The organism is Sphingomonas sp. CCH9-E2 (assembly GCF_001557215.1).
GTDB lineage: Bacteria > Pseudomonadota > Alphaproteobacteria > Sphingomonadales > Sphingomonadaceae > Sphingomonas.
In genome coordinates this window covers 1-22000 of the sequence record NZ_LSJM01000331.1, presented here as the reverse complement: position 1 = coordinate 22000, position 22000 = coordinate 1, and the positions used below count along the sequence as shown (strand labels likewise).

The window sequence follows — 22000 nt, the reverse complement described above, 5'->3', positions numbered from 1 at the left end:
GCCGACGATCCGGCAGGGTTCGCCGAAGCAGCGGCGGCAATGTTCCAGCTCGATCTTCGCCGCCAGCCCGACGCATCGCTCTCGCTGCACTAGGCACACGCAAAAGCCGTAGGGTAATTCCCGCCCGCGTCGTTTCCGCACCGAATGGCACCAGCAAGGATGCCGGATGGGGAGGAAGACATATGCGGGGTATGACGGGACTATTGGCACTTTGCCTGAGCGGTACGGTGCTGGTCGCCACGGGTTCGAGTGTTGCCCGCGCACAGGCGATCGAACGGCAAAGCTATGACCTTCCCGCCCAACCGCTCGCGCGCTCGATTCAGGCAGTCGTTGCGGCAACGGGCCAAAGCATCGTCGCGCCGACCGACCTGATCGCCGGCCACAGGGCACCGGCCTTGAAGGGGATGCTCTCGATCGACGAGGCGCTCGATCGGCTGCTTGCAGGTTCGGGCTTGCAGGCACGGCGCTCAGGTGCGGCCTTCGTCATCGCGCCGGCCACGCCGCAGGCACTCGCGGCACCGGCCGAAGCGCAGGAGGCGATCACGATCACCGGCAGCCGCATTCGCGGAGCGCCCACCGCATCGACGACAATCCAGGTGACGCGCGAGGAGGCGCGCAATGCCGGGCAGGCGACGCTCGTCGAGATCGCGCGCAGCTTGCCCCAGAATTTTGGCGGCGGCCAGAATCCGGGCGTCGGCTTCAACGTGCCCGAGACCAACGGCGCGGATGTGGGCGGCGGTGCCTCGATCAATCTGCGCGGGCTCGGCGGCGACGCGACCTTGACGCTGCTCAACGGGCATCGCCTGTCGTACAATGCGGCGAAGCAATCCGTGGACATTTCCGGCATCCCGCTCGGAGCGGTCAGCCGGATCGACGTGGTTCCCGACGGCGCGTCGGCGCTGTTCGGTTCGGACGCGGTCGCCGGTGTCGTCAACATCCTGTTGCGGCGGGACCTTGAGGGCGTGGAGACCAGCGCGCGGCTCGGCATCCCCACCGATGGCGGCGGGTTCAGCCAGACCTATGGCGCCACCGCAGGGACGACATGGCGGTCGGGCAATGCCCTGCTCGCCTATGAATATGGCAGCAACGATGCGATCCTCGCGCGCCAGCGCGACTATGCCGCGACACGCTCGCCCGGACTCACCCTCTTTCCCGCGCAGCGGCGCCACAGCCTTCTCGCTTCAGCTGAGCAGGATTTGGTGCCGGATCTCCGATTCGCCATGGACGGCCTGTTCAACAAGCGCTGGACGAACCTGACTTATCCGCTCGCCGCCGGCGGCGATCTCTCCGTGGCCCGGGGCAAGACGCAATCGACCGCGCGCGCCTGGGGCGTCTCGCCCTCGCTGACCTGGTCGCTGCCGGAGGGCTGGAGCACGATGCTCTCCGCCACCTATGGCGAGGATCGGGTCGATTATGGCGGCTACAGCTTCCAGGGCGGCGTGCTGTCGGTCAACACCGGTGGCTACTATATCAACCGCGCGCGCTCGATCGAGCTCTCGGCGAACGGCCGGCTGTTTGCGCTGCCCGGCGGCCCGGTCAGGATCGCGCTTGGCGCTGGCCATCGGCAGATCGACTTTCGCCGCTTCACCGGCATCAACGGCACCCAGAATATCGACCAGTCCCAGGCCGACACCTACGGCTTTGGCGAACTGAGCCTGCCGCTGGTGTCGCCCGGCCAGGCGATCCCGCTCGTTCACAGCCTCGTACTCAGCGCGGCGGTCCGCTACGAAGCCTATCGCCGGATCGGCGACGTCGCGACGCCCAAATTCGGCCTGATCTTCGCGCCGCATCCCGATATCACCCTCAAGGCGAGCTGGGGGAAGAGCTTCCGGGCGCCGACGCTCTACCAGCAATACCAGCCCCAGACCTTGTACCTGACGCGCACCGCAACCGTGGGAGGGCAAGGCTATCCCGCCACGGCAACGGCATTGCTGCTGCTCGGCGGCAATCCCGGCCTCGCGCCGGAGCGATCGACCAACTGGTCGGCAACGCTGGAACTGCGCCCGCGCTTCCTCGACGGCGTGCGCCTCGAGCTGACCTATTTCTCGGTGCGGTACCGCGACCGCATCGTCACGCCGATCCCGTCCTTTGCGACGGCGCTGCGCGACGCGGGCTATGCCAGCTTCGTCACGCTCAACCCCTCGACCGCCGAGCAGGCGGCGACCATCGCCGGCGCCAGCACATTCACCAACCTGACCGGGGGCGCCGCGTACGACCCGGCGAACGTCGTGGCCTTGGTGCGCAACACCAGCGTCAATGCCGGCCGGCAGTCGGTGCACGGTATCGATGCCTTGCTGCGCTATTCCGGCGATCTTGGCGGGGGAAGACTCTCCGCCTCGGCCAATGCCGCCTGGCTCGACAGCGAGCAGCAGATCGGGCCGGCGCTCCCGATCACTCAGCTGGCAGGCACGATCTTCAACCCGCCGCACCTGCGCTTGCGCGGCGATCTTGGTTGGTCGATCGGCGGGGTGACGATCACCGGCAATGTCACCCATATCGGCCCGGTCGTCGACAACCGGACGGCGCCCGCGGCCCGCATCGCCGGGATGACCCCGATCGATCTCACCCTGCGCTACCGGGCGGATAGCGGACCGCTGCGCGGCTTCGACCTGATCGCGTCGGTCCAGAACCTGTTCAACGCCAAACCGTCCCCGATCGCGACGTCGCTCTTCTACGACACCCCCTATGACTCGACCAACTATTCCCCGCTCGGACGCTTCGTCAGCCTGTCGGTGACCAGGAAATGGTGAGCAGGTACAAGCTGCTCGCCGGCATGCTGCTGGTGACGACGCCTCCGGCATGGGCTGATTGTGCCGACATGCTGCCGAACGCCGCCGAAGCGCGCGCGCCGCAGCGCCTGCTCGAAGCCAGCGACCTGATCGAGCTGCGCGATATCGGCATGCCCGATCCGTCCTATTTCTTCCTGCCGAGCCCGCTCGCCGTGTCACCGGACGGCAGGTCGATCGCGCTGGTGCTCAGCCGGGGCGATCTGGCCACAAATGGCTATTGCCGGGCGCTGGTGGTGATCGCCGCGCGCGGCGCGGCGGCCCCGCGCGTCGTCGATCGGGGTGGTGAGATGATCACTGCCATCGACGTCAAGCGCGGGCTGTTCGTCAACACCGGCTTTCCCGACCTGGTGGTACCTGCCTGGTCGCCCGATGGTCGATGGATCGCCTATCTCAAGCGGATCGACGGCGTCACCCAGCTGTGGCGCGCGCGCGCCGATGGCGGCGGGTCCGCTGCGGTCACCCGGTCGGCGGTGGATGTCGAGCGCTGGGCCTGGGCACCGAATGGCCGCGATCTGCTCTATGCCAGCCGGCCCGGCATCGCCGAGGCGCGCCGTGCGCTCGATCGCGAAGCTATGTCGGGCTATCTCTACGATGCGCGGGTCCGGCCGAACCCCGGCCCCCGTCCGCAGCTGCGCGAAGCGGACGTGCCGCAAATCGTGTTCCTGGTTGATCCCGAGCGTGGCGAGACCCGCGCGGCGACCGCCGGGGAGGCAGCGGCACTACCGCCCGACCCGCCCGGCGGATCCCAAGCCGAAGCCGTCGCCATGTCGCGCGACGGCCAACGTGCCTGGACCGAACGCGAGGATGCGGGGCCGCTCAGCCCGTTGCGCATCTGGGTGGCCGATCGCACCGGCCGCAAGCAACCCTGTGCAGCGGTGGCCTGCCGCGACGGCATCGTCAATCTCTGGTGGCAGGCGGACGGGTCGTTGCTGTTCCTGCGCCGCGAGGGCTGGGCCAAGGGGCGTATGGCACTCTACCGCTGGCGCCCGGGCAGCCACACCGTCCGGCGCCTTCTCGCCAGTCCGGCCTGGCTCACCGGCTGCACCTGGCGCGACGCACAGCTCTATTGTGTCGCAGAGGATTCGGTGACGCCGCGCCGGGTGGTAGCGATCGATCCGGCCAGTGGCCGGCAATCCCTGCTGTTCGACCCCAATCCGGGTTTCGCGCGGCTGCGGCTCGGCAAGGTCCAGCGGCTGACCTGGCAAAGCGAACCCGGCATGCCCGCCTGGGGCGATCTCGTCCTGCCGCCGGATGCGGTACCGGGCGAGAAACTGCCGTTGGTGATCGTCCAATATCATAGCGACGGCTTCCTGCGCGGGGGGACCGGCGATGCGCACCCGATCTTCCTGCTCGCCGCCCATGGTTTCGCGGTGCTGAGCTTCGAACGGCCGGCGGTCGAGAGCACCGCCTATCCCGGGCTGAAGACGATCGACGCGATCATCGCCGCCATGACCAAAGACTGGGGGGAACGCAGAAGCGTGCTGGCCTCGCTGCTCGCCGGGGTCGATCGCACGATCGCGCTGGGCGTCGCGGACCCCGCGCGCATCGGGATCACCGGCCTCAGCGACGGCGCCTCGACCGTGAACTACGCGCTGATCAATTCCGACCGCTTTGCTGCCGCCGTGGTCAGCACCTGCTGCGAGGATCCCAAGACGGTGATGACCTATGGCGGAACCGCCTGGGCCGACTGGAATCGCGCGGTCCGCCGCTATCCGCTGGCGAGCGAGGACGGCACCGCCTTCTGGAAGCCGATGGCGCTGTCGCTCAATGCCGACCGGATCGAGACGCCGCTCCTCATGCAGCTCGCCGACAGCGAGTATCTGCTCGCGCTCGAGGCGTTCACCGCGCTGCGCGAGAAGCGCAAGCCGGTCGAGATGCATGTCGCGCCGGGCGAATATCATACCCGGACCCAGCCGTTGCACCGGCTCGCCGAATATCAACGCGATGTCGACTGGTTCGGCTTCTGGCTGCAGGGGCGCGAGGATCCCGATCCCGCCAAGCACGCGCAATATACGCGCTGGCGCGCGCTGCGGGACGCACGTCCGAACCTGCCCGCAGTGCCGGCGCGGCGCTAGCCGGGCCAGCACCGGCTCCACGCCTCAGCATCGACCAGCCGCAGGATGCGGACATGGCCGGAGCCGCGGACCGGACGCGGGTCGTCGAGATATGCCGCCAGCGCATCGCAGTCGAGCAACCCGTGTCCGGCGAGATTGCCGTCGAGCAGCAGCCTGCGGATCTGTTGGCGCCGGCTCTCAAAGAGCGCGACGAGGAAGGCATCGGGCGAGCCCTTCGACCTGCGCCAAGCGACCTGTTCGGGCAGCGTCGCCTCGAAGGCGCGGCGCGCGACGGCGCGATTGCAACCGCGCTCGAACCACAGCCAGGTCGGGATGCGCAGGCAGAGCTCGACCACCGGTTGGGCGAGCAGCGGGTAGAGGAAACGGCGCGCCGCACAGGGATCGCTGTCCTCCGTCAGATATTGCGGCCCGAGCAGCAAGGCGACATGCGCGGCCTTGCCCGGCAGCACCGTCGCCGGAGGCTCCAGCCAGGGATGCCGCGACGCCGCCCGCGCCCGCGCGGCGGTTCCGGCCGACAGAAAGCCGGTGTCGATGTCCAGCGGCGGCGGCCGATGCTGCCACGACCGCAGCCATGCCTTGCGCCGGACGGTCCACACGCTGGTGTCGCAAAGCGCGGCGATCTCGCGCGCCAGCCGGCGATACATAGGGCCGTCCGCCAGTCCGGCACGGCAGTCGAGCAGCGGCAGCACCGATTGCAGCGAACAGAAGATATTGTCGCCCCCGCCGCCACTCAGCACGGCATCGGCGCCTTCCTTGCCGGCGACGAGATGCGCCTGGCGCCGGGCTTCATATTCGAAGGCCCGCGATGCCGGCCGGGGCAATCCGGCCGCGGCAGAGGTTTCGAGATCGACGCCGTCCAGCTGGAACAGGCGTTCGGCGAGCGGAACGCCGAGCCGATCGCAGACCGCGCGGGCATAGCGGCGCTCGTCGCCGGCGGGATCATCGGTGCTGATATTGGCGCAGCGCAGATCGAGCCCGCGCGCCGCAGCGCTCGCGGCGATGATCGAGGAATCGAGGCCCCCGGACAGCATCAGCACGCTGCGCGTCAGGGTGGATCCGCGCGCACCGACCGCCGCGAGGATCTCGCCATGGAGCCGCTTTACGGCTTCCCTGCCGTCCGCGAGTGCGCGTGCAGGGTCGGCGAAGGTCCAGGGCGACCAGAGGGTCGTCACGCAGGGTCCGGCTTCGCCGAAGCGGATCTGCTCGCCGCCCCGCAATTCGCCGAGCCCGGACAGGCAGGTCGCAGCGCTTCGGACGCGCGGGGCGCAGAGGAAGTCGCCGAGCGCAGGCCAGTCGAGGCGCGGACGGAAGCCGCCGAAGCGCTCGAGCAGCGCCACGTCCGACGCGACCGCATAGCCCTGGGCGGACGGCGCATGGAAACAGGGCAGTTCACCGAATGGCGCGCGCACCAGCGCGACCGAATTTTGGTCCGTGTCCGCGACAATCGCGACATAGCCGCCCCAATGGCCACGGACGAGCCCGGCCGCGCCATTCGCCCGAAGCGTCGCGGCTGAGGACGCGGAAAATGCGTCGAGACGATGGGACCGGCCGAGGGCGAACAGCGGACCGATCACAAGACCATCGTCCGCAATCGGCACGAGCATCGCATCGCGCTCGGCGACCACGAGGCACCCCGGCCGGTCGAGCGCGATCCGCCAACCTGGGTCGGCAAGCGCCGCATGCCGGACCGCATCGGCCCGTGCGGCATCGCCACCGATCGCCGCGAAATACCGGTTACCCATCACACCACCAGGATCGGCGTGAAGTCGCGGACCGCATCCACCCGGTCGTTGACCACCAGGTCTTGCCACTGCACCCAGGCATGGGCCGCAAATGGCTGCAGCTTCACCGCCAGCACCAGCTCGGCCCGCACGCCCGCAGCAAGCAGCCGATCGGTCACTGCCAGCGACCGGGGCAGACATTGGTCATGCGTCGTCGCGATCGCGCGCAGCTGCGCGAAGGCCGCCGCGCCGCGCGCCAGCGTCTCCCGTTCCGATCGTATGGTCTTGAGACGCGCCTTGCGGGCCTGGAGCCGGGCGACCGCCGCATGCAGGCCGAACAGCCGCAAGCGCAGCGGCGCGTGAAGTAGTGCCGTCCCGGCCAACAGGGTCTGGAGCGGGCGCACCGGGGTCGGCGCCGCGTCGAGCAGACTGGCGCGCGCCTCGGTCACCGCCGGACAGGGCTGGAGGATGGATCCGGTGTCGCTGGCGCGCAAAATGCCCTGGTGCGCCAGACCCTCGAGGATCCGCATATCCTCAGGCCCGGACGATGCGGCGGCTAGCCGATCAAAGCTGCGCTCGGCATCGTTCGCGAGGCAGAAATAGCGGTCGGCCCGCAGGTCGAGGAAGATCGTCCGGCCTGCCACATGGCAGAAGCTGATGCCGGGCTTGAGCGTATAGGCCATGACGAATGGCGCGCGGCCGGGGGCCGCGCGCCTGTCGATCATTCGTCGGTCAGGCCGGCGAGGATGCGGCCGTCGCCGACATCGGGGAAGTCCCCCTTGGGGCCCTTGGTCTCGACGCTGGCGGCGCCGAGATCGATCAGGTCGGACGGGGTCTCGTGGTTGCGTTCCATGACACGTCTCCTTGAGCGCTGCGCATGATGCAGCGCGAGACAGGCTAGGTGCGGGGGTTCGCTATCCGAATTTTATACTGAGAATATATGCCGATTGTTTTCGGCATGCCCCGCGCCTTTGCGGGATGTGCGCCTTCAGGCCTCGCGATAGGCGGCGCGCACGATCTCGTGCGCCAGCCGGGCACGCCGGCGGAAATAGCCGCCCACAAGGCGCAGCAACATGCGTCGATCGCTCTCGAGGCACGCCGCGATCGCGTCCATCTCGGTGGCGTCGTCGCCCAGCGCCAGCGCTTCCACCATGCGCACCGCATGCAGGCGATCATTGATCGCGGCGATCGCGCGCCCATGTTCGAGATTGCCGGAACGCCGCCCGATCTCGAGGAAGAGTGCCGCCGCCCGCTCCGCGCCGTCGAGACCGGGCGGCGCGTCGACGTCCCCGCGCGCGCTATCCCGCGGCCATCCGCGCACGGCAAGCGTCATGACCTGTTCCGCCCAGCGATAGAGATCCTGCAGGTCCGGTGCCGTGAGGTGCGGCCGGTGGAAGCCTTCGCCGGTACGCGTCTCGACCAGCCCCTCGCCGGTCAACTGGTTGAGCGCATCGCGGACCGGCGTGACGCTGCTGCTGAGCGCAACCGACAGCATCGCCGGATCGAGCCGCTCGCCTGGATGGAACACGCCGCGCAGCAGCTGGCCCTTGAGCGTCTCATAGACGCGCTCCGAAGTCTGGCCCGAATTCATGGTTCGGTCTGGCTGCGGCGGAACGCCTCGACCTGGTCGCGCTGGTCGGGGCGCAGCGCATCGATGGCGGCGCGTGGCGTGTCCGCCGTGCCGGCGAGCAGGACCGACGGGCACTGGCCTTCATAATTGCCGAGATTGGGCCGGTGCTGGCGATAGCCGGCTAAAGCGGCCAGCCCGGGCGGGAATGCGCGCGCGACATCGGGCGGATAGGCGAGCATCTGGCTCTCATAGGGCTTGAGCCAGCCCAGCGAATAGCCGACCACCAGCCCGCGCCGGACCCCGGTGGTGCGGTTGGCGCCGGCCCCATGCAAGGCCGAGCCGAGAAACAGCAGCGCGTCGCCGGGCTCCATCTCGGCAGCGATCCCCGCTGAGGTCGGCGGCGGATCGAGCGCGGCGGCGCCGTGCGTGTTCGACCAGACCAGCGTCGCGCCATTCTCGGCCCGGAACGGCGTCAGCGGCCAGATCACGTTGACGAGATATTCGATCTCGCCGACCGGCCCCCGCCACATATCCTGGTCGCGATGCGGTATTTGCGCGGGCGCCTCGGGATGGATCGCGATCGCCTGGGCGACATTGAGCTGGATGCAGTCGCACCACGGCGCGAGGATCGCTTCGACCACACCCTGCACCACCGCGTGCTGGACCAGCGCCGCCATGCGCTCCGAGCGCGCCAGCAGGCGCCCGAACCGCTTCGTCGTCTCGCCATAGAAACTACCCTGGCAGAAGGGTGTCTGCGCGAACGCCGGGGCGAGGTCGGCATCGAGCGCCGCGATCGTCTCGGGCGGCAGCGCGGCGCGCAGGACACACCAGCCGTCGCGCGCGAGCCTGGCGCGGGTCTGGTCGATCGCGGCCGCCAGCATCGGGTTGCGGTCCATAGCGGGTCTCCTTGCGCGTCTCAGGCCGCGGCGAGCGTGTCGCCGCCCAGCAGCGCCGGGAGCGGGACAATGCCCGCCGCGGCGAGCTTGCGCGGCGTATCGGGCTCGATCTCGATGGCGAGCGCGCCGAGCATCTTGCCGCCGATCGTCACCGGCAGGCCGAGCGGACAGCACCGCCAGCCAAAGGCGAGAATCTGCTGCAGCCACCCCATCTCGGCGATGGCGCTATAGCGGGCGATGCCATGGGCGAGCGCATGATCGGCCAGCGCCGTCACCAGCGTGTCGCGCACGCCGCGGCGCTCGCGCGCGCTCAGGCTCCGGTCGAGGCAGAACCGGGTCACTTCGAAGATGTCGGGGCCGCTCGGCGGCGCCGCTTCGCACAGCTCGGGATAGAAGCTGTCGAGGATATGCGGCCGCGTCGTCGGCAGCAGCCGCGCCGATCCGAGATGACCGCCGTCGCGGTCGGCGAGCACCAGATAATGCGCGTGCGCGTCGTCGAACTGGTCGATCTCATAGGCGCCGCCGAGGACGGGGACGTCCCATTTCAGGAGATCGACGAACACCTGCTTCCGCGCCGCGAACATCCCGCGCATCACCTTGTCCGACACCGGGCGGTTTGCAGCTCCCATCGCGTGCAACATGGTCGTGGCTCCTTGATCGTCGGGAGACCAAGGGTCGCGATTAGCCGGCCGGCGGGATATGCCGGAAAAGGGGTATAGTCAGCGTTTGAAGATATCGGTGAAGGTGAGCGTTCCGTCGAACAGCGCCCGGATCGCCACCAATGTCCGTTTGTGTACGCCGTATCGTTCGCACGCCTGCTTGATATGGCGCGCTACGGTCTCCTCGCTGACTCCAAGGATGCGGCTGATCTCCCAGTCGCCCTTGCCGCGCGCCGCCCACAGGATGCAGTCGCGTTGCCGGTCGGTCAGCACCGGCGCCGCCGCCTCGTCGATCTTGCGCGTCGACCACAGTCGCCGTGCGCCCTCGAACGCGAACAGGCCCGCAAGCTGTGCCAGCGGCAGCATCGCCTCGGGCAAGGGCCGGCCGGCGCCATTGGCGAAGGAGCAGGAACCGAGGGTCTCGCCGGGTACATTGGCCGGCACCGTGAACCCGTCGCCGATCCCCTGCTCCGCGCCGAGCATGAGCACCCGCCGGTCGCCCGGCGTCAGCGTGATCATGTCGTGCATCCGCGACCATGGGAAGCCGCGGCTGGTCACATGGCTTGCCCGGTGCACGGGATCGGACACGCCGAGCGCCTGCGCGTCATAATAGTCCGCCCAGCGTGCGGGGTAGTTGTGCAGCCGGATGTCGGTACCGGTCGCGCTCGGGATGTCGACATGATGGGTCAGCGCGAAATACTCGAACCCGAGTATCGCGCAGATCTCGACCATCGCGAGCGCCAGGTCGTCCGGGCTCGTCGCGGCTTCGAGCTCCCGGAGGAACGGCCCCATATCGTGCATGCCCATCGGGCGTCCAATCGACCAGCGGCGGCATCTCAAGCTGCCGTCGATCCTCTGATCGACCTTTCATGCTCTTTCGGGCCGGGCGGCGGCTTCTCACACCGTCGCGAGGCAACAGGCAGACAAATCAGCGCATCTACAGAGACTTGGAGGGCAAGCGAGTCAAGTTTATATTGTCGATATATTCGGCATGGTCTGGTGCGGTTCGATCCTCCATTTCGGAGCGATCGGATTTCGCGCCAGCTTCATTGTTTCTCCACATGACGAAATCGGGCTGAGCGGGTGGCGCGGGACTGGCGCGATGCGCGTGACTATGCGCGGCTGCGCGGCGTCGATCGGGCCGGGCTGATGTGGGAATGGCTGCGCCGCGATCCCGGCTATATCGCCTGGTACACCCGCGCGAGCAGCGCGACGCGCGGCACGGACGTGCCGGGCCTCGGGTCGGGGGATGATCCCCTCTCCTGGGGGATTCACTTTCGCCGAGCGCCCGGAGGTCGAAGCCCCGGACGCGCGGATCATCTGGCATGCCGATTTCGATCCGGGCACGCTGCGCGTCATCGCCAGCCCGATCGGGCGCGGCGATCCCGACGCGATCGATCCGGCGTTGCTGGCACCGTGGCTGACGCTCGTGCGCGACCCGCACGGCGAGCATGCGGTGCTCTCGGACGGCTGGCATCGCATCCGGCTCGACATCGAGCAGGGCAGCCTGGCCGGCGGTGACCCCGTGCTGCTCGAATATCGGCTGAAGGGCGTTGCGTCCGCCGGAGCCCGGATCCTGCCGCTGCGGCGGCTGATCGATCTGTGCCGCAATCGCCGCTTTTCCCGCTCGCTCTATCCGCCCGACCGGCGGGTGGCGCGCTGGATTCTCGCGCTGCGCGTCCATGATGCGGTCCAGGCCGGGGCGAACCAGCGCGAGATTGCCCGCATATTGTTCGGCGATGCGGCGGGGCGCGGCGATGGGGATCGGCGCTCCGATTCGATCCGGTCCCGAGTGCGGCGCCTGGCTGCGGACGCGCGGCGGCTGGCCGGGGGCGGCTATCGCTCGCTGATGCGGCGCGATTAAGGGGTGGCGCCTCGCACGGCCTGCCGTGCGACCGCCGCTCTATGGCCGCCTGCGGCCGGCCACCGAGCCCCGCCTTGCGGGTCTCGGCCTGGCGGTGACGATCGGCTGGTGGGACTGGGACGGTGTATTCCGTTGATCGTGGTCGCGCGATCGAACCCTGACCGTTGGGGTGAGGAACGGAGCTAGCCTGACACCGCGAGATGTTCTATCTTCGTTCCGAGCAATCGGAGACCGGAATTGAAGGGATCGGCCGCGGGTAATTTGGGCGAGATGTACTCGGACCGGCCCGGCATGGTGGTTCGGGAGGTCAAGGGTTCCGACATTGATCGCGATGCGCACCGGGCTCTCTCGCTCGATGAGGCCAGGAAGGCGGCGGCGGCATTCCCCGGGCACATCGAGGCCATCCTTGCCGTCTTCCGCGAAGCCTATCCACCCCATGTCATCGCCACGATCGCGTGCTGGGGGATGAGCCAGCCGGCCGGTCCGGACATGATTTCGACCAAGGGGCTCATCGAGGGAATCGAACAGCATCATATCGAACTGCTCCAGGCGCTGCTGCTCACCCTTGAACGCTGGGAATGGGGTCGCGAGCCGGCGAGCAATCGGCAAATCCAGGCAGCGATCGACGCAGTCAGTGCGCTTGCGACGGCCTTCCATCGGCGACGGATGATCCAGCTCGAAGATCTGGGCGACGATCTCGACCGCCTGGTCAGCATAGGGTTGCAGGAGCGGATGCGCGATCACACCCAGATGGTGCGCAACTGGGGCTATTACGACGACATGGTGCGAATTGTCCGGGCGCTGCACGCGCCGTTGGACGCCGCTTTCGCAGCGCATCATGGATATAGCGCCAGCGATCTCGTCGATATCGCCGAAGCGCTCGTCGCCCTCCATCAGGAGCGGCTCGGTGGGCGGTTCGTGCTCCTGAAGGACATCTTCCGCGGGCGCACCCGCAAGGCGATCGTCCATGATTTCTTCGCGCGCTACGAGGGCGTCCGGGGCGATCCGGACGCCTTCCTTGCCTCGCTCCCGAAGCGGATGCCGCTTCGTCACCTGAGGACGATGCTGCTGAGCCATGCCGATCGCTGGCTGGTCATGGAGATGCGTGTCGAGCCGGGCGTGATCGCGGAGCGGCTCGACAAACCGGTGACGCTGGTCACCAGGGTGTTCGCGGCGCTCGGCCTGTGTCCCGGCGCGTTGCGCGAACACGACAAGGAGCATCTTTTCCTTTCGAACCCGGTGTGGCTGAAGCCTGCCGTCCGGGTCGATGACGACTTCCTCTTCTTCGCGCCGCAATCGCTTGTCAGCTTTCTGCCGGCGATCTTGCGCACCCTCATCGCCGAGGCCGGAATCACCAAGGCGCTGGAGAAGCGGCGAACCCTGTATCTCGAGGAGGAGATGAAGCGGGTCATCGAGGAGGTTCTTCCTTCGGCGACGCTGTTGCCCAATGCGGAATGGTATTGGGAAGGTGTTCGCTACGAGACGGATCTGATCGCCGTGATCGACCGGGTGGTGCTCATCGCCGAAGCCAAGTCCGGCGCACTGACGCCTAGCGGTTTGCGCGGTGCGCCGGATTCCGTGCGCAAGCATGTGCAGAAGCTGATCGTCGATCCGGCGGTGCAGTCGGCACGCTTGCGGGACATCCTCCTGGCGGCCAGGGACGGGCAGCCGGAAGCGCTCGCGGTCGCGGACGGACTGGGCCTCGGACTCCCGCCTGCCCGGATCGACACGATTATCCGCGTCTCGGCCACCTTGGACGATTTCTCGGCACTGGCGTCTGCCCAGTCCGAGCTCAAGCGGACCGGGCTGGTTCCGGACGATGTCGAGCTTCCTCCGACCATGGGGATCGCCGACCTCTGCACGTGCGCGCATATCCTCGATGACCCGCTATACTTCCTCCACTATCTCGCGAAGCGGGAGCGGTTCCAGGGCAAGGTGCCGATCTTCGGTGATGAGCTGGACTATCTCGGTACCTATCTGGTGTGCGGACTGGAACTGCCCGAGATCGAGGCCGGGACGCACAAGGGCATATTCAGCGGGATGTCGCAGGCGATCGATCGCTACTATGTGGGGCGCGGCATTGGCCGGGACGGCCCGAAGCCGCGCCCGGCGGTGGAGCCCTATATCGCTGCCATCCTTGACCGCCTGCGCTCGCGCGGCACACCGAGCTGGACGACGATGGGTCTTGCGCTGCTCGACGCGATACCCCCGGGCTCGGATGAATGCGTCGAGGAGGCGCTTGAGGAACTGGCCGAGCAGGTCAGCGACATCGGTCCCGATCCGGACCGTCCGGGTGCGCTGGTCGCACGGGGCGCCTGCGGGAACGCCGTCGCGGTGTTCCATGTTTTTCCCAGGGCGCACGAAGAGGATGTGCTCGACCGGATGGTGCTGCTCGCCGACGACGCGATGGAGCAAGCGAAGACCCGACGCTGCGTCGCCTTCGCGCGCATGCTCGAACGCTGGGATCTTCCCTATGCCTATGCCGCGCCGATCCGGGTGCCCGTGGAGCCCTCGGGCGCAGCCGGCTGAGCATCATGGCTTCCAGCATCCACAAAGTACCGCGCAACCGCTTGCGCTGGATCCCACGGGATCTGCGGCTCGCGCATGAATATTGCTTCTTCCTCCATGACGAATGCGTGCGGTTGCTCGCGGAGTACGAGGCGGCCCGGGCGCACATCGTCACCGTCAAATTCCGCAGCAAGGTCGAGAACCGGAACTTCACGAAGATCGCCAGGACGAGCCCGATCGAGGCCATGCGCGCTACCGGCTATCCCGACGAGGCACGCCGGGTGATCCTCAACACCGTCACCATGGCGATGGTGTCGGACTGCCTGCACCACCTCTACGAGGCGCTGCGCTGCATGGAGAAGCGCAAGGTCGTCGTGGCCCACAATCTCCTGCGCAAGCCGCTTACCGACAATCTGATGTACCTGTCCTGGATGCTTGGCGATGAGGACGCCTTCTACGCGGCATTTACGGCGGAGGACGGCGATGCGGTCATATCGCGCGCGATGGCGAGCCAGCGCCTGGCCATCCTGGAAACGACGCTCGCGACGCTCCCGATCGCGAATGTGCTGACCGCGTCATTCGTGCACGAAGCCCTGTTCAAGCGGAACAACCCATACGGCCTGTACGGACTGTTCCAGCACGCGGTCCATCTCGTCACCGCGAAGCATGCCGAATTGCGGACCGAGCCGGAGAATTTCAACTTCATCTTCAAGAACCATAACGACGACGACCTGTACGAGCTGCTCTATGCGGTGCTTCCGCAGCTGATGCTGTACCTGTCGCATGTCATTGTCGGCCTTTTCGATCGGATGCGGGCCATGGATGCCGGGGCGCACCGGGCGTTCGAGGTCCGTTCGATACTCGGCCTCTACTTCGTCGAGGGCGGCGAGAATGAGGGCTATGCCCTTGCCCAGATGGACAATGTGCGCGGATATCGCTGCGCGGTGTGCGAGCATCCGTTCTCGCTGACGCCGCACAATGCAGCCCGGCTCGTGCTCGCAGACGCCTACCGGTGCGTCCGCTGCCGCCGGGTCCAGCCCTTTCCCTATTCGTGGCTGTTCTAGGGAACGAAAGGGGCGGCCTCACCCCTCAGGTGAAGGCGGCTCACAGGTCGAATATCGAGGTCATCAGCGTCGTCTTATGGTCTTTGTCGAGGCTGGCCTGCCGCGCCAGATTGACGAACTGCTTCTCGGCGACGACCAGGTCGGCGAAGGGCACTACGGTCGTGAACGCCGCCATGTCGCGAAGATCATTCTCGTTGATCCCGCGCGCCTGGTCCTCGAGGCGAACAGCCAGTTCGCGCTCGATATTGAGGATCGGGATCTCGGCGGCGATGCGCCGCACCAGCGACGAGCCGATGTCGCTGACGGTCCGCCAGTCCAGTCCCAGCTGCCTGCCGGTCGCGAGGATGAAGTCGAGCTCGTCGATGATCAGCCTTGCGCCATAGGCGCGCTTCCGGAGTGCCAGCGTCTCGCCGGCGGCGATCGCGCGCCGCGATTCGATGCCGCCGATGAGCTCGGCCGAACTTGCGCTGTAGCGCCGGACCGCCTCAAGGCGGACGTCCTCCTCGCCGGCCATCAGATAGTCGAACAGCGCGCGGACAGGGTCCTGGCGGAGGAAATCGAGCACTGGCTGTGAGATTTCGAAGCCATAGGTTTGCGGAGAATAGTCGGCTGCGGACTCGAACCAGAGATCGGACAGGAACCAGTGCGCTTCCGGCTCGGGGTGCGAAATGCCGTGGCGACGCGCGAGATAGGCGGCCAGCGTCTCCCCGAATATGCGGCGCCGGCTTCGAAACACCCGGCCACCACTGATCACGGCCTGGGTGTGCGCCATGTTCGCCCGCCGCGCCGGATCGTTGATCTTGGCGGTCTCGTAGATGTTGGCGAAGGACAGCGGCACCATGATCGCCTGCGACCGGATGCCCTCTATCACCTTCGACAGCGCTACATGCTCCTTCGGGAAGCTGGCCTTGTCCCAGGCGCCGCGCGCCAGTGCCACCCAGGCATTCTGATCGAGATAGAGCAGGCGGGTCATCGTTGTTGCCCTTGCTGCAAGGACGGGAAGCATCTGTCGAGATGGAATGCAGGGAACGCCCTTTCGCGGTGGGCCCGCGTGATCCCGCGCTATGGCGTGGCCTTACCGTCGCCGAGCTTCTGCGGGTCTGGGTCCGGCGGTGCCGATCGGTGGCATGGGCCAGCGCGCCGCTGACCCTGGCGGAGCGGGGCGATGACGCACACTGCCGGACTGCTGCGCAGCCGCAGGGTGCGGCGCCTGATCGCGGCCCCGCGGGCACGCGCGCTCCGCAGCCGGGCGGCGCGCCCGGTTTCGCGCCCGGCGACAATTGCCGCCTTTGGGCGCGAAGCCCGACCCTGCGCCGCTGATCCGGCCGCGCCGCACGAGAGCCCATCCTTTGTCCGGGTCGGCGGCGGGCGCCGACGGTGAAGCGGGCGCCGCTCGCGCGGCGGCGTTGCTTGTAGCCTCTCCCGGTGGCGCGGGAGTGGGCGGCGCGCCCTGCTAGGCCCGCTCGCGTCCCCGGCAAGCCGGGCTGACGCCCGGCTCCTCCACTGATGTTCCGGTCCCTTCGGGATGCCTGGTCCGCTCGAGGCGGGCCTCTCCGGTCGCTCCTGCCGCCCACCCCCGCTTCCGGGGGAGGCCATTGGGTTTTTGGGCGGGGTTGGAGGCTGACCCATGTATTCCATCATCACCGGCACCGCTGGGGCGGGGATGCGGCCATGAAGCTGCTGACCTCCGCTTTGCGCACGGCCTTGCAGGTCAATGCCGCCGCGCACGCCGAACGTTCGGGACAGGGAAACGAGCGCGCGCACGATCCCGTGCCGGTCGTCAAATTCTTCAATCCCATGGGGCCAGCGACTTGGCTCGCGACCGAACTCGACGCTGATGGCGACACGCTGTTCGGGCTCGCCGATCTCGGATTCGGCTGCCCCGAACTCGGCTATTTCAGCCTGTCCGAGATCGCCGCGCTGCGCCTGCCCTTCGGGCTTGGCATCGAACGCGACATCGGCTTTGCGACCACCGCGCCGCTGTCGGTCTGGGCCGAAGCCGCGCGCGGTGCCGGCTCGATCCTCGCCGCGCAAGCCGTGGTCCGCGCCATCGAGGCGGCGGCGCGTTCGGCCCGGCCATCGCCCCATGGGGACGGTGCGGCAAGTGCACCCGATCCCGATCCGCTTCCGCCCGGCAACCCGCTGGACGGCTGACGCGCGGCGCGTTCCCGCCGCAGCCCAGCCGGTCCCGTCCATCGTGGAAGGAGCGACGGGACCGGTGCTCTTGAAGGAGCACACCCATGAGACTCGATTTCATCCCGCTCGACAAGCTCACCGTCAGCAAGACCAATATGCGCTACGGCAAGCGCCCGCCCGATGTCGCCGACATCCTGCCGACCATCCGCAAGCGCGGCGTCATCGTCCCGCTGGTGGTGCGCCCCAATTGCGTGCCCCCCAAGGAACCGGACGGCGGCTATGAGATCGTCGCGGGCGCGCGGCGCTTCACGGCGGCGGGCATCGCCGCCGCCGAACGCCGCGCAGAGGGCGCGGAGGGCGAGGCCCAGGACGACATGCTGCCCTGCGCGATCCTCGACAGCGGCGACGATGCCGACGCCATCGAACTCTCGCTGATCGAGAATGTCGCCCGCCTCGACCCCGACGAGGTGACGCAGTGGGCGACCTTCACCCGGCTGGTGAAGGAAGGGCGCAGCCCCGACGACATCGCCGCGACCTTCGGCCTGCCCGACCTCGCGGTGAGGCGCATCCTCGCGCTCGGCAATTTGCTGCCGCGCATCCGCACGCTCTATGCCGATGACAGGATCGACCGCGCCACGATCCGCCACCTGACCATGGCGAGCAAGCGCCAGCAGCGCGACTGGCTGGCGCTTCTCGACGATCCCGAACAGCGCGCACCGACCGGCGCGCAGCTCAAGGCATGGCTGCTCGGCGGGCAGACCATTCCGGCGAGCCTTGCCCTGTTCGATGTCGAGGCAAGCGGCCTCGTCACCGTCGCCGACCTGTTCGGCGCGGATCGCTGTTTCGCCGATGCGGCGGCGTTCTGGAACGCGCAGGATGCGGCGATCTCCGCCCGCCGCGAGGCCTATCTCGCCGAGGGCTGGGGCGAGGTCGCGATCGTGCCCAAGAGCGAGCATTTCGCCAGCTGGGACTATGAGAAGCGGCCCAAGCGCAAGGGCGGGCGCGTCTATATCGACGTCCGCGCGACCGGCGAGGTCGCCTTCCACGAAGGCTATGTCACGCGGCGCGAGGCGGCGCGCGTACCGAAAGCCGATGCCACCCCGGCCGAGAAGCCCAAGCGGCCCGAACTGACCACGGCGCAGCAGACCTATCTCGACCTGCACCGCTTCGCCGCCGTCCGCGCCGCGCTGGCCGGCCATCCCGGCGTGGCATTGCGGCTGATGGTCGCGCACCTCGTCGCCGGGTCGTCGCTCTGGAATGTGCGCCGCCAAGCCTTGGCGTGCCGCGACGAGGCCACACAGGAAAGCGTCGAGACGTGCCGGGGCGAGACCCTGTTCGACGAGCGCCGCCGCGCCGTTCTCGCGTTGCTCGGCATGGACCCCGAACGTGAGACGGTGACCCGCAGCAGCGCCGACGACCGGCGGCTGGTCGGCATCTTCCTGCGCCTGCTCGACCTGCCCGACGCGGCCTTGGGCGACGTGATCGCCGTTGCGATGGGCGAGACGCTCGCGGCGGGCGATGCGGCGGTCGAGGCGGTCGGGCTGACCCTCGGCCTCGACATGGCCGACTGGTGGCAGCCGGACGCCGCGTTCTTCGATCTGCTCCGCGACAAGGAAGTGCTCGGCGCGATGGTCGCCGAGGTCGCGGGTGAACGGATCGCCGCCGCCAATGCCAAGGAGAAGGGCAAGACCCTGATACGGATCGTGACGGACCATCTCGACGGCATCGACGGACGTACCAAGGTCGAGCACTGGGTACCGCGCTGGATGGCGTTCCCGCCCGCCGCTTATACTGCGCGCGGTGGCGTCGGCACGGTCAGGGCCAGCTTCAGGGTCGGCGCCGCCAAGGCCGATATGGAGGCCAGCTTGGAGCCGGATCGCGATCCCGATCCGACCGCGCCGGGCGCGCAGGCGCTCGCCCCGGACCCCGACCGGCGCGGGGACGCGGCGGCGGTGAACGATACCGACGCGGTACCCGAACCGCTCGCCGCCTGAACCGGAAGGGACGCGCGGGACACAGCTCCCGCGCGTTTCCGGCGGGCTGGCTATCGGTTGCGGACCGTGAAATCCGGCCGCGCGCCCGCGCCTCGCCCTGATGGGCTCGGCGCGGGCGCGCGGATTTTTGCGGATGGTGCGAGCGGAGGGCATCCCCGCTAGAACAAGCGGATGGATAGTGGGGAATCGGGGGCAAAGATCGACAACCAGACCTGGTTGATCGATGCGGGGCACGACATCATCGAGAAGAAGCGCGCACAGGGCCGTGAGGCGCTGACGCCGCGCGAGCGCCTGATCCATTGCTTCTGGATCGCGGACTACAGCATGCGCAATGCTGGCGATCTTGCCACGGCGCGTGATCTCGATTTCGATTATCGCACTGATGGGGCGCGGGCAGCAGCGGCGCTCGACCTGCCCGTGGCCGCGTCCCTGTTCGCGTTGAGCGAGGGCGAGCTTGAACGTCGGTTCTTCGATCTGTTCGACGCAGTCTGCGCGGAATTGCGCACGCGCTGAATTTCTGGGGCCGCCGTCGCGCTCCTGCCCGCCAGCGCAGCGCTGGGCGGGTGCCTGATTGCGGAATCCCGTCGAGAATGTTTGCGCGCGGATCGCGCAACCGGGCCGCGCGAAGCCAATTTCGCGAGTGATCTCCAAAGGCGGCACAGATCTGCTTGCAAGGATCCCGCACCGTCCACGGCTCCTTGGGCGCATGACCTGGAACGGCCGCCGGCCTCCCGAAACCATCGCCCGCCGGCTTATTTCCCCGCCCGCTGGCGCGGGCTCCTCGCGGTCGCTGCGCTCTCAAATAAGCCTTTGGCTCCGGTCCTCCGCTGGCGCTTCGGCCTGCCGGTTCGGGTGTCCGGCTGGCCGTCCCTGAGGTCCGCCCATCGCCCGGAACGGTTCGGGCGAGCATCTCAAGGAGACCTGCAATGGCTGCCATCGGCTATGTCACCCGCGAAGGAAACGGCTTCAAGGGCGAGCTTCGGACCCTCTCGATCCGCACCGGCATCACCATCGTTCCGAACAGCCGCAAGACCAAGGACACCCAGCCCGACTATGTCGTCATGGCGGGCGGGGTCGAACTCGGTGCCGGCTGGAACCGTCGTGGCGAGATGTCCGGCAACGACTATGTCTCGCTGAGCCTTGCCGCCCCGGAGTTCGGGCCGCGCCGGCTCTACGCCAATCTCGGCCGCGCCGCTGGCCAGGACGATGACGATTCCTTCGCCATCATCTGGAACCCGGCCGACTGAGCCGTTCCGATCCGCGCCCCGACCGGGCGCGGATCGCTTGACCGGCACGGGGGTCGAAAACGCATATGCCCGTTTTCGACCCTGCCGGGCGCGGCGTTCGAGGTTCAGTTGGGTGTCCGGGCGGCGCGATCCGGCAGCCGCCCTATAGCGGATCCCGACTCATGACCGACCCCACCGACCCCGACGACACTGCCGTCCGCGCGCAGAAGGCGCGCGAAACCTGCCCCTTCCTCACCACCAAGCAGACCGCCTTCCATCTCGGGCTCGCGCCCAGCACCTTGAAGGGTATGCGCGCGGAAGGACGCGGGCCGGTCTGCCGCCTCCATGGTCGCGCCTGGTACTACCATATCGACGATATCGAGGCCTGGTCGAAGGCCCGGCGCAAAGGCGGCGACCATGATTGAGCGCCGCGATCTTCCGCTGTTCGCCTGGGGCGAAGCGCTCCGTGCCGCCAAATGGCGCCGCCGGATCCTGGTGCGCCGCACGACCCTCGTCGCGCTCGGATGTGCCTGTCTCGCCGCGACCATCGTCGCGCCGCCGCTGCCGCGATTGCTGTGGAACGCCAGCGCCAGCGCGCCGGTCGGCCTCTATCGCGTTGCGCCCGGCCACGGCGTCGTCCGCGGTGATATGGTGATCGCGCGGACCCCGCTGCCCGTACGCGCGCTGGCGGCGAGCCGGCATTATGTCCCGGCGAACGTCCCGCTGGTGAAGCGCGTGGCCGGCGTGCCGGGCGACCTGGTCTGTGCGATCGGACCCGAGATCCTCGTCAATGGCAGCGTGCTCGCGACGCGGCGCGCCAGCGACCGGCTCGGACGGCCGCTGCCCTGGTGGACCGGCTGCCGGATCCTCCGCAACGGCGCGCTGTTGCTGCTGATGTCGGACACGCCGGACTCGTTTGACGGGCGCTATTTCGGACCCACTGACGCCGCGGACGTGATCGGCAAGGCAACGATCTTGTGGACTTGGTCGGGAGGTTCCAATGGTGGTTAGGCGCTGTTGGCCGATCGACAGAGGGGCGTGGATGGCGCTGGCCGCATGGCTCGCGCTGGCCTGCCCGGCGGCGGCGCAGACCGTCGCGGATTGGCGCCCGCTTACAACTGAGGCGGCGCAACGGTTCGGCTTGCCAGTCGCCTGGATCGAACGGGTGATGCAGGCGGAAAGCGGCGGCCGGACGATGCTCCAGGGGCGGCCGATCGTCAGCCGCGCCGGCGCGATGGGGCTGATGCAGTTGATGCCGGGCACCTGGGCCGAGATGCGGGCTGCGCTTGGTCTCGGCAGCGATCCATTCGATCCGCGCGACAATATCCTCGCCGGCACCGCCTATTTGCGGCGCATGTATGACCGATTCGGTTATCCGGGCATGTTCGCCGCCTATAATGCCGGACCCGGGCGCTACGCTGCCTATTTGGCGGGCCGCCAGCCGCTGCCGGGCGAGACGATCGCCTATCTGGCGACGGTGGGCGGCGATCGTCAAAGC

Annotated in this window: 20 protein-coding genes and 1 pseudogene; 13 read left to right on the top strand and 8 right to left on the bottom strand. The window is 68.2% G+C overall.

Translation table 11 applies throughout. The annotated features are described in order from the left end of the window. Nucleotides 1-182: 182 nt before the first annotated feature. Together AX681_RS15730 and AX681_RS15725 are read left to right on the top strand one after the other, a co-directional pair. Nucleotides 183-2750 (top strand): TonB-dependent receptor, encoded by a 2568-nt coding sequence (locus AX681_RS15730; protein WP_075152903.1) that lies wholly within the window; start codon nt 183-185, stop codon nt 2748-2750. Then, nucleotides 2747-4864, top strand: a complete 2118-nt coding sequence (locus AX681_RS15725) for an Atxe2 family lasso peptide isopeptidase (protein ID WP_157926354.1) — start codon at nt 2747-2749, stop codon at nt 4862-4864. The genes AX681_RS15730 and AX681_RS15725 overlap by 4 nt, the downstream gene beginning before the upstream one ends. On the opposite strand, the gene AX681_RS15720 is transcribed toward AX681_RS15725, so the two are convergent. The 7 genes from AX681_RS15720 to AX681_RS15695 all read right to left on the bottom strand — a co-directional run bounded on the left by AX681_RS15720 (nt 4861) and on the right by AX681_RS15695 (nt 10517). Then, on the bottom strand, nt 4861-6606 hold the full coding sequence (locus AX681_RS15720; protein ID WP_066573225.1) for an asparagine synthase-related protein: 1746 nt from the start codon (nt 6604-6606) through the stop codon (nt 4861-4863). The two genes, AX681_RS15725 and AX681_RS15720, sit on opposite strands and share 4 nt — an antisense overlap. Then, a complete protein-coding gene (locus tag AX681_RS15715) occupies nt 6606-7310 on the bottom strand; it encodes a lasso peptide biosynthesis B2 protein (RefSeq protein WP_066573227.1) in 705 nt (234 codons plus the stop codon). Before AX681_RS15715 ends, AX681_RS15720 begins: the two co-directional genes overlap by 1 nt. Then, nucleotides 7307-7438 (bottom strand): benenodin family lasso peptide, encoded by a 132-nt coding sequence (locus AX681_RS22075; RefSeq protein WP_107525062.1) that lies wholly within the window; start codon nt 7436-7438, stop codon nt 7307-7309. Before AX681_RS22075 ends, AX681_RS15715 begins: the two co-directional genes overlap by 4 nt. Before the next feature lie 135 nt (nt 7439-7573). Next, complete coding sequence (locus tag AX681_RS15710; RefSeq protein WP_066573229.1) at nt 7574-8176, bottom strand: GntR family transcriptional regulator; 603 nt, start codon at nt 8174-8176, stop codon at nt 7574-7576. Further along, nucleotides 8173-9051 carry a phytanoyl-CoA dioxygenase family protein gene (locus AX681_RS15705; protein ID WP_066573231.1) on the bottom strand — a complete coding sequence of 293 codons (879 nt, stop codon included), beginning with the start codon at nt 9049-9051 and terminating at the stop codon, nt 8173-8175. The genes AX681_RS15710 and AX681_RS15705 overlap by 4 nt, the downstream gene beginning before the upstream one ends. A gap of 20 nt (nt 9052-9071) precedes the next feature. Then, nucleotides 9072-9692, bottom strand: coding sequence for an acyl-homoserine-lactone synthase (locus tag AX681_RS15700; protein ID WP_066573234.1), 621 nt, complete (start codon nt 9690-9692; stop codon nt 9072-9074). Between the two features lie 78 nt (nt 9693-9770). Further along, on the bottom strand, nt 9771-10517 hold the full coding sequence (locus AX681_RS15695) for a LuxR family transcriptional regulator (RefSeq protein WP_231733664.1): 747 nt from the start codon (nt 10515-10517) through the stop codon (nt 9771-9773). Nucleotides 10518-10859: 342 nt separating this feature from the next. Between AX681_RS15695 and AX681_RS23735 the strand changes: the two are divergent. The 4 genes and pseudogenes from AX681_RS23735 to AX681_RS15680 form a co-directional block, all read left to right on the top strand. After that, nucleotides 10860-10931: pseudogene (locus tag AX681_RS23735) on the top strand (transcriptional regulator domain-containing protein); the annotation flags it as partial. A 28-nt stretch (nt 10932-10959) separates the two neighbouring features. After that, nucleotides 10960-11574, top strand: coding sequence for a DUF2285 domain-containing protein (locus AX681_RS15690; RefSeq protein ID WP_066573236.1), 615 nt, complete (start codon nt 10960-10962; stop codon nt 11572-11574). 237 nt (nt 11575-11811) lie between these two features. After that, a complete protein-coding gene (locus tag AX681_RS15685; protein WP_125458951.1) occupies nt 11812-14103 on the top strand; it encodes a hypothetical protein in 2292 nt (763 codons plus the stop codon). A 5-nt stretch (nt 14104-14108) separates the two neighbouring features. Beyond that, nucleotides 14109-15146, top strand: coding sequence for a hypothetical protein (locus AX681_RS15680; protein ID WP_066573241.1), 1038 nt, complete (start codon nt 14109-14111; stop codon nt 15144-15146). Between the two features lie 40 nt (nt 15147-15186). On the opposite strand, the gene AX681_RS15675 is transcribed toward AX681_RS15680, so the two are convergent. Continuing rightward, the gene (locus tag AX681_RS15675; protein WP_156442612.1) at nt 15187-16083 is read right to left on the bottom strand and encodes a hypothetical protein; all 897 of its coding nucleotides are present in this window, start codon (nt 16081-16083) and stop codon (nt 15187-15189) included. 734 nt (nt 16084-16817) lie between these two features. Here AX681_RS15675 and AX681_RS15670 point away from each other — a divergent pair. From AX681_RS15670 to AX681_RS15640, 7 genes are all read left to right on the top strand, one after another. Beyond that, the gene (locus AX681_RS15670; RefSeq protein ID WP_066573247.1) at nt 16818-17300 is read left to right on the top strand and encodes a DUF2958 domain-containing protein; all 483 of its coding nucleotides are present in this window, start codon (nt 16818-16820) and stop codon (nt 17298-17300) included. Nucleotides 17301-17386: 86 nt separating this feature from the next. Next, entirely contained in the window at nt 17387-19276 is a 1890-nt protein-coding gene (locus tag AX681_RS15665) for a ParB/RepB/Spo0J family partition protein (RefSeq protein WP_075152902.1), read from the top strand. A gap of 171 nt (nt 19277-19447) precedes the next feature. Further along, nucleotides 19448-19789, top strand: a complete 342-nt coding sequence (locus AX681_RS15660; protein ID WP_066573250.1) for a hypothetical protein — start codon at nt 19448-19450, stop codon at nt 19787-19789. Between the two features lie 413 nt (nt 19790-20202). Next, nucleotides 20203-20523 (top strand): DUF736 domain-containing protein, encoded by a 321-nt coding sequence (locus AX681_RS15655; RefSeq protein WP_066573253.1) that lies wholly within the window; start codon nt 20203-20205, stop codon nt 20521-20523. Between the two features lie 161 nt (nt 20524-20684). Continuing rightward, nucleotides 20685-20927 carry a helix-turn-helix transcriptional regulator gene (locus AX681_RS15650; protein ID WP_066573256.1) on the top strand — a complete coding sequence of 81 codons (243 nt, stop codon included), beginning with the start codon at nt 20685-20687 and terminating at the stop codon, nt 20925-20927. Next, the gene (locus AX681_RS15645; RefSeq protein WP_066573259.1) at nt 20920-21513 is read left to right on the top strand and encodes a S26 family signal peptidase; all 594 of its coding nucleotides are present in this window, start codon (nt 20920-20922) and stop codon (nt 21511-21513) included. Before AX681_RS15650 ends, AX681_RS15645 begins: the two co-directional genes overlap by 8 nt. 31 nt (nt 21514-21544) lie before the next feature. Next, nucleotides 21545-22000: lytic transglycosylase domain-containing protein (locus AX681_RS15640; protein ID WP_066682465.1), on the top strand; the 456-nt coding region annotated here is incomplete at its 3' end.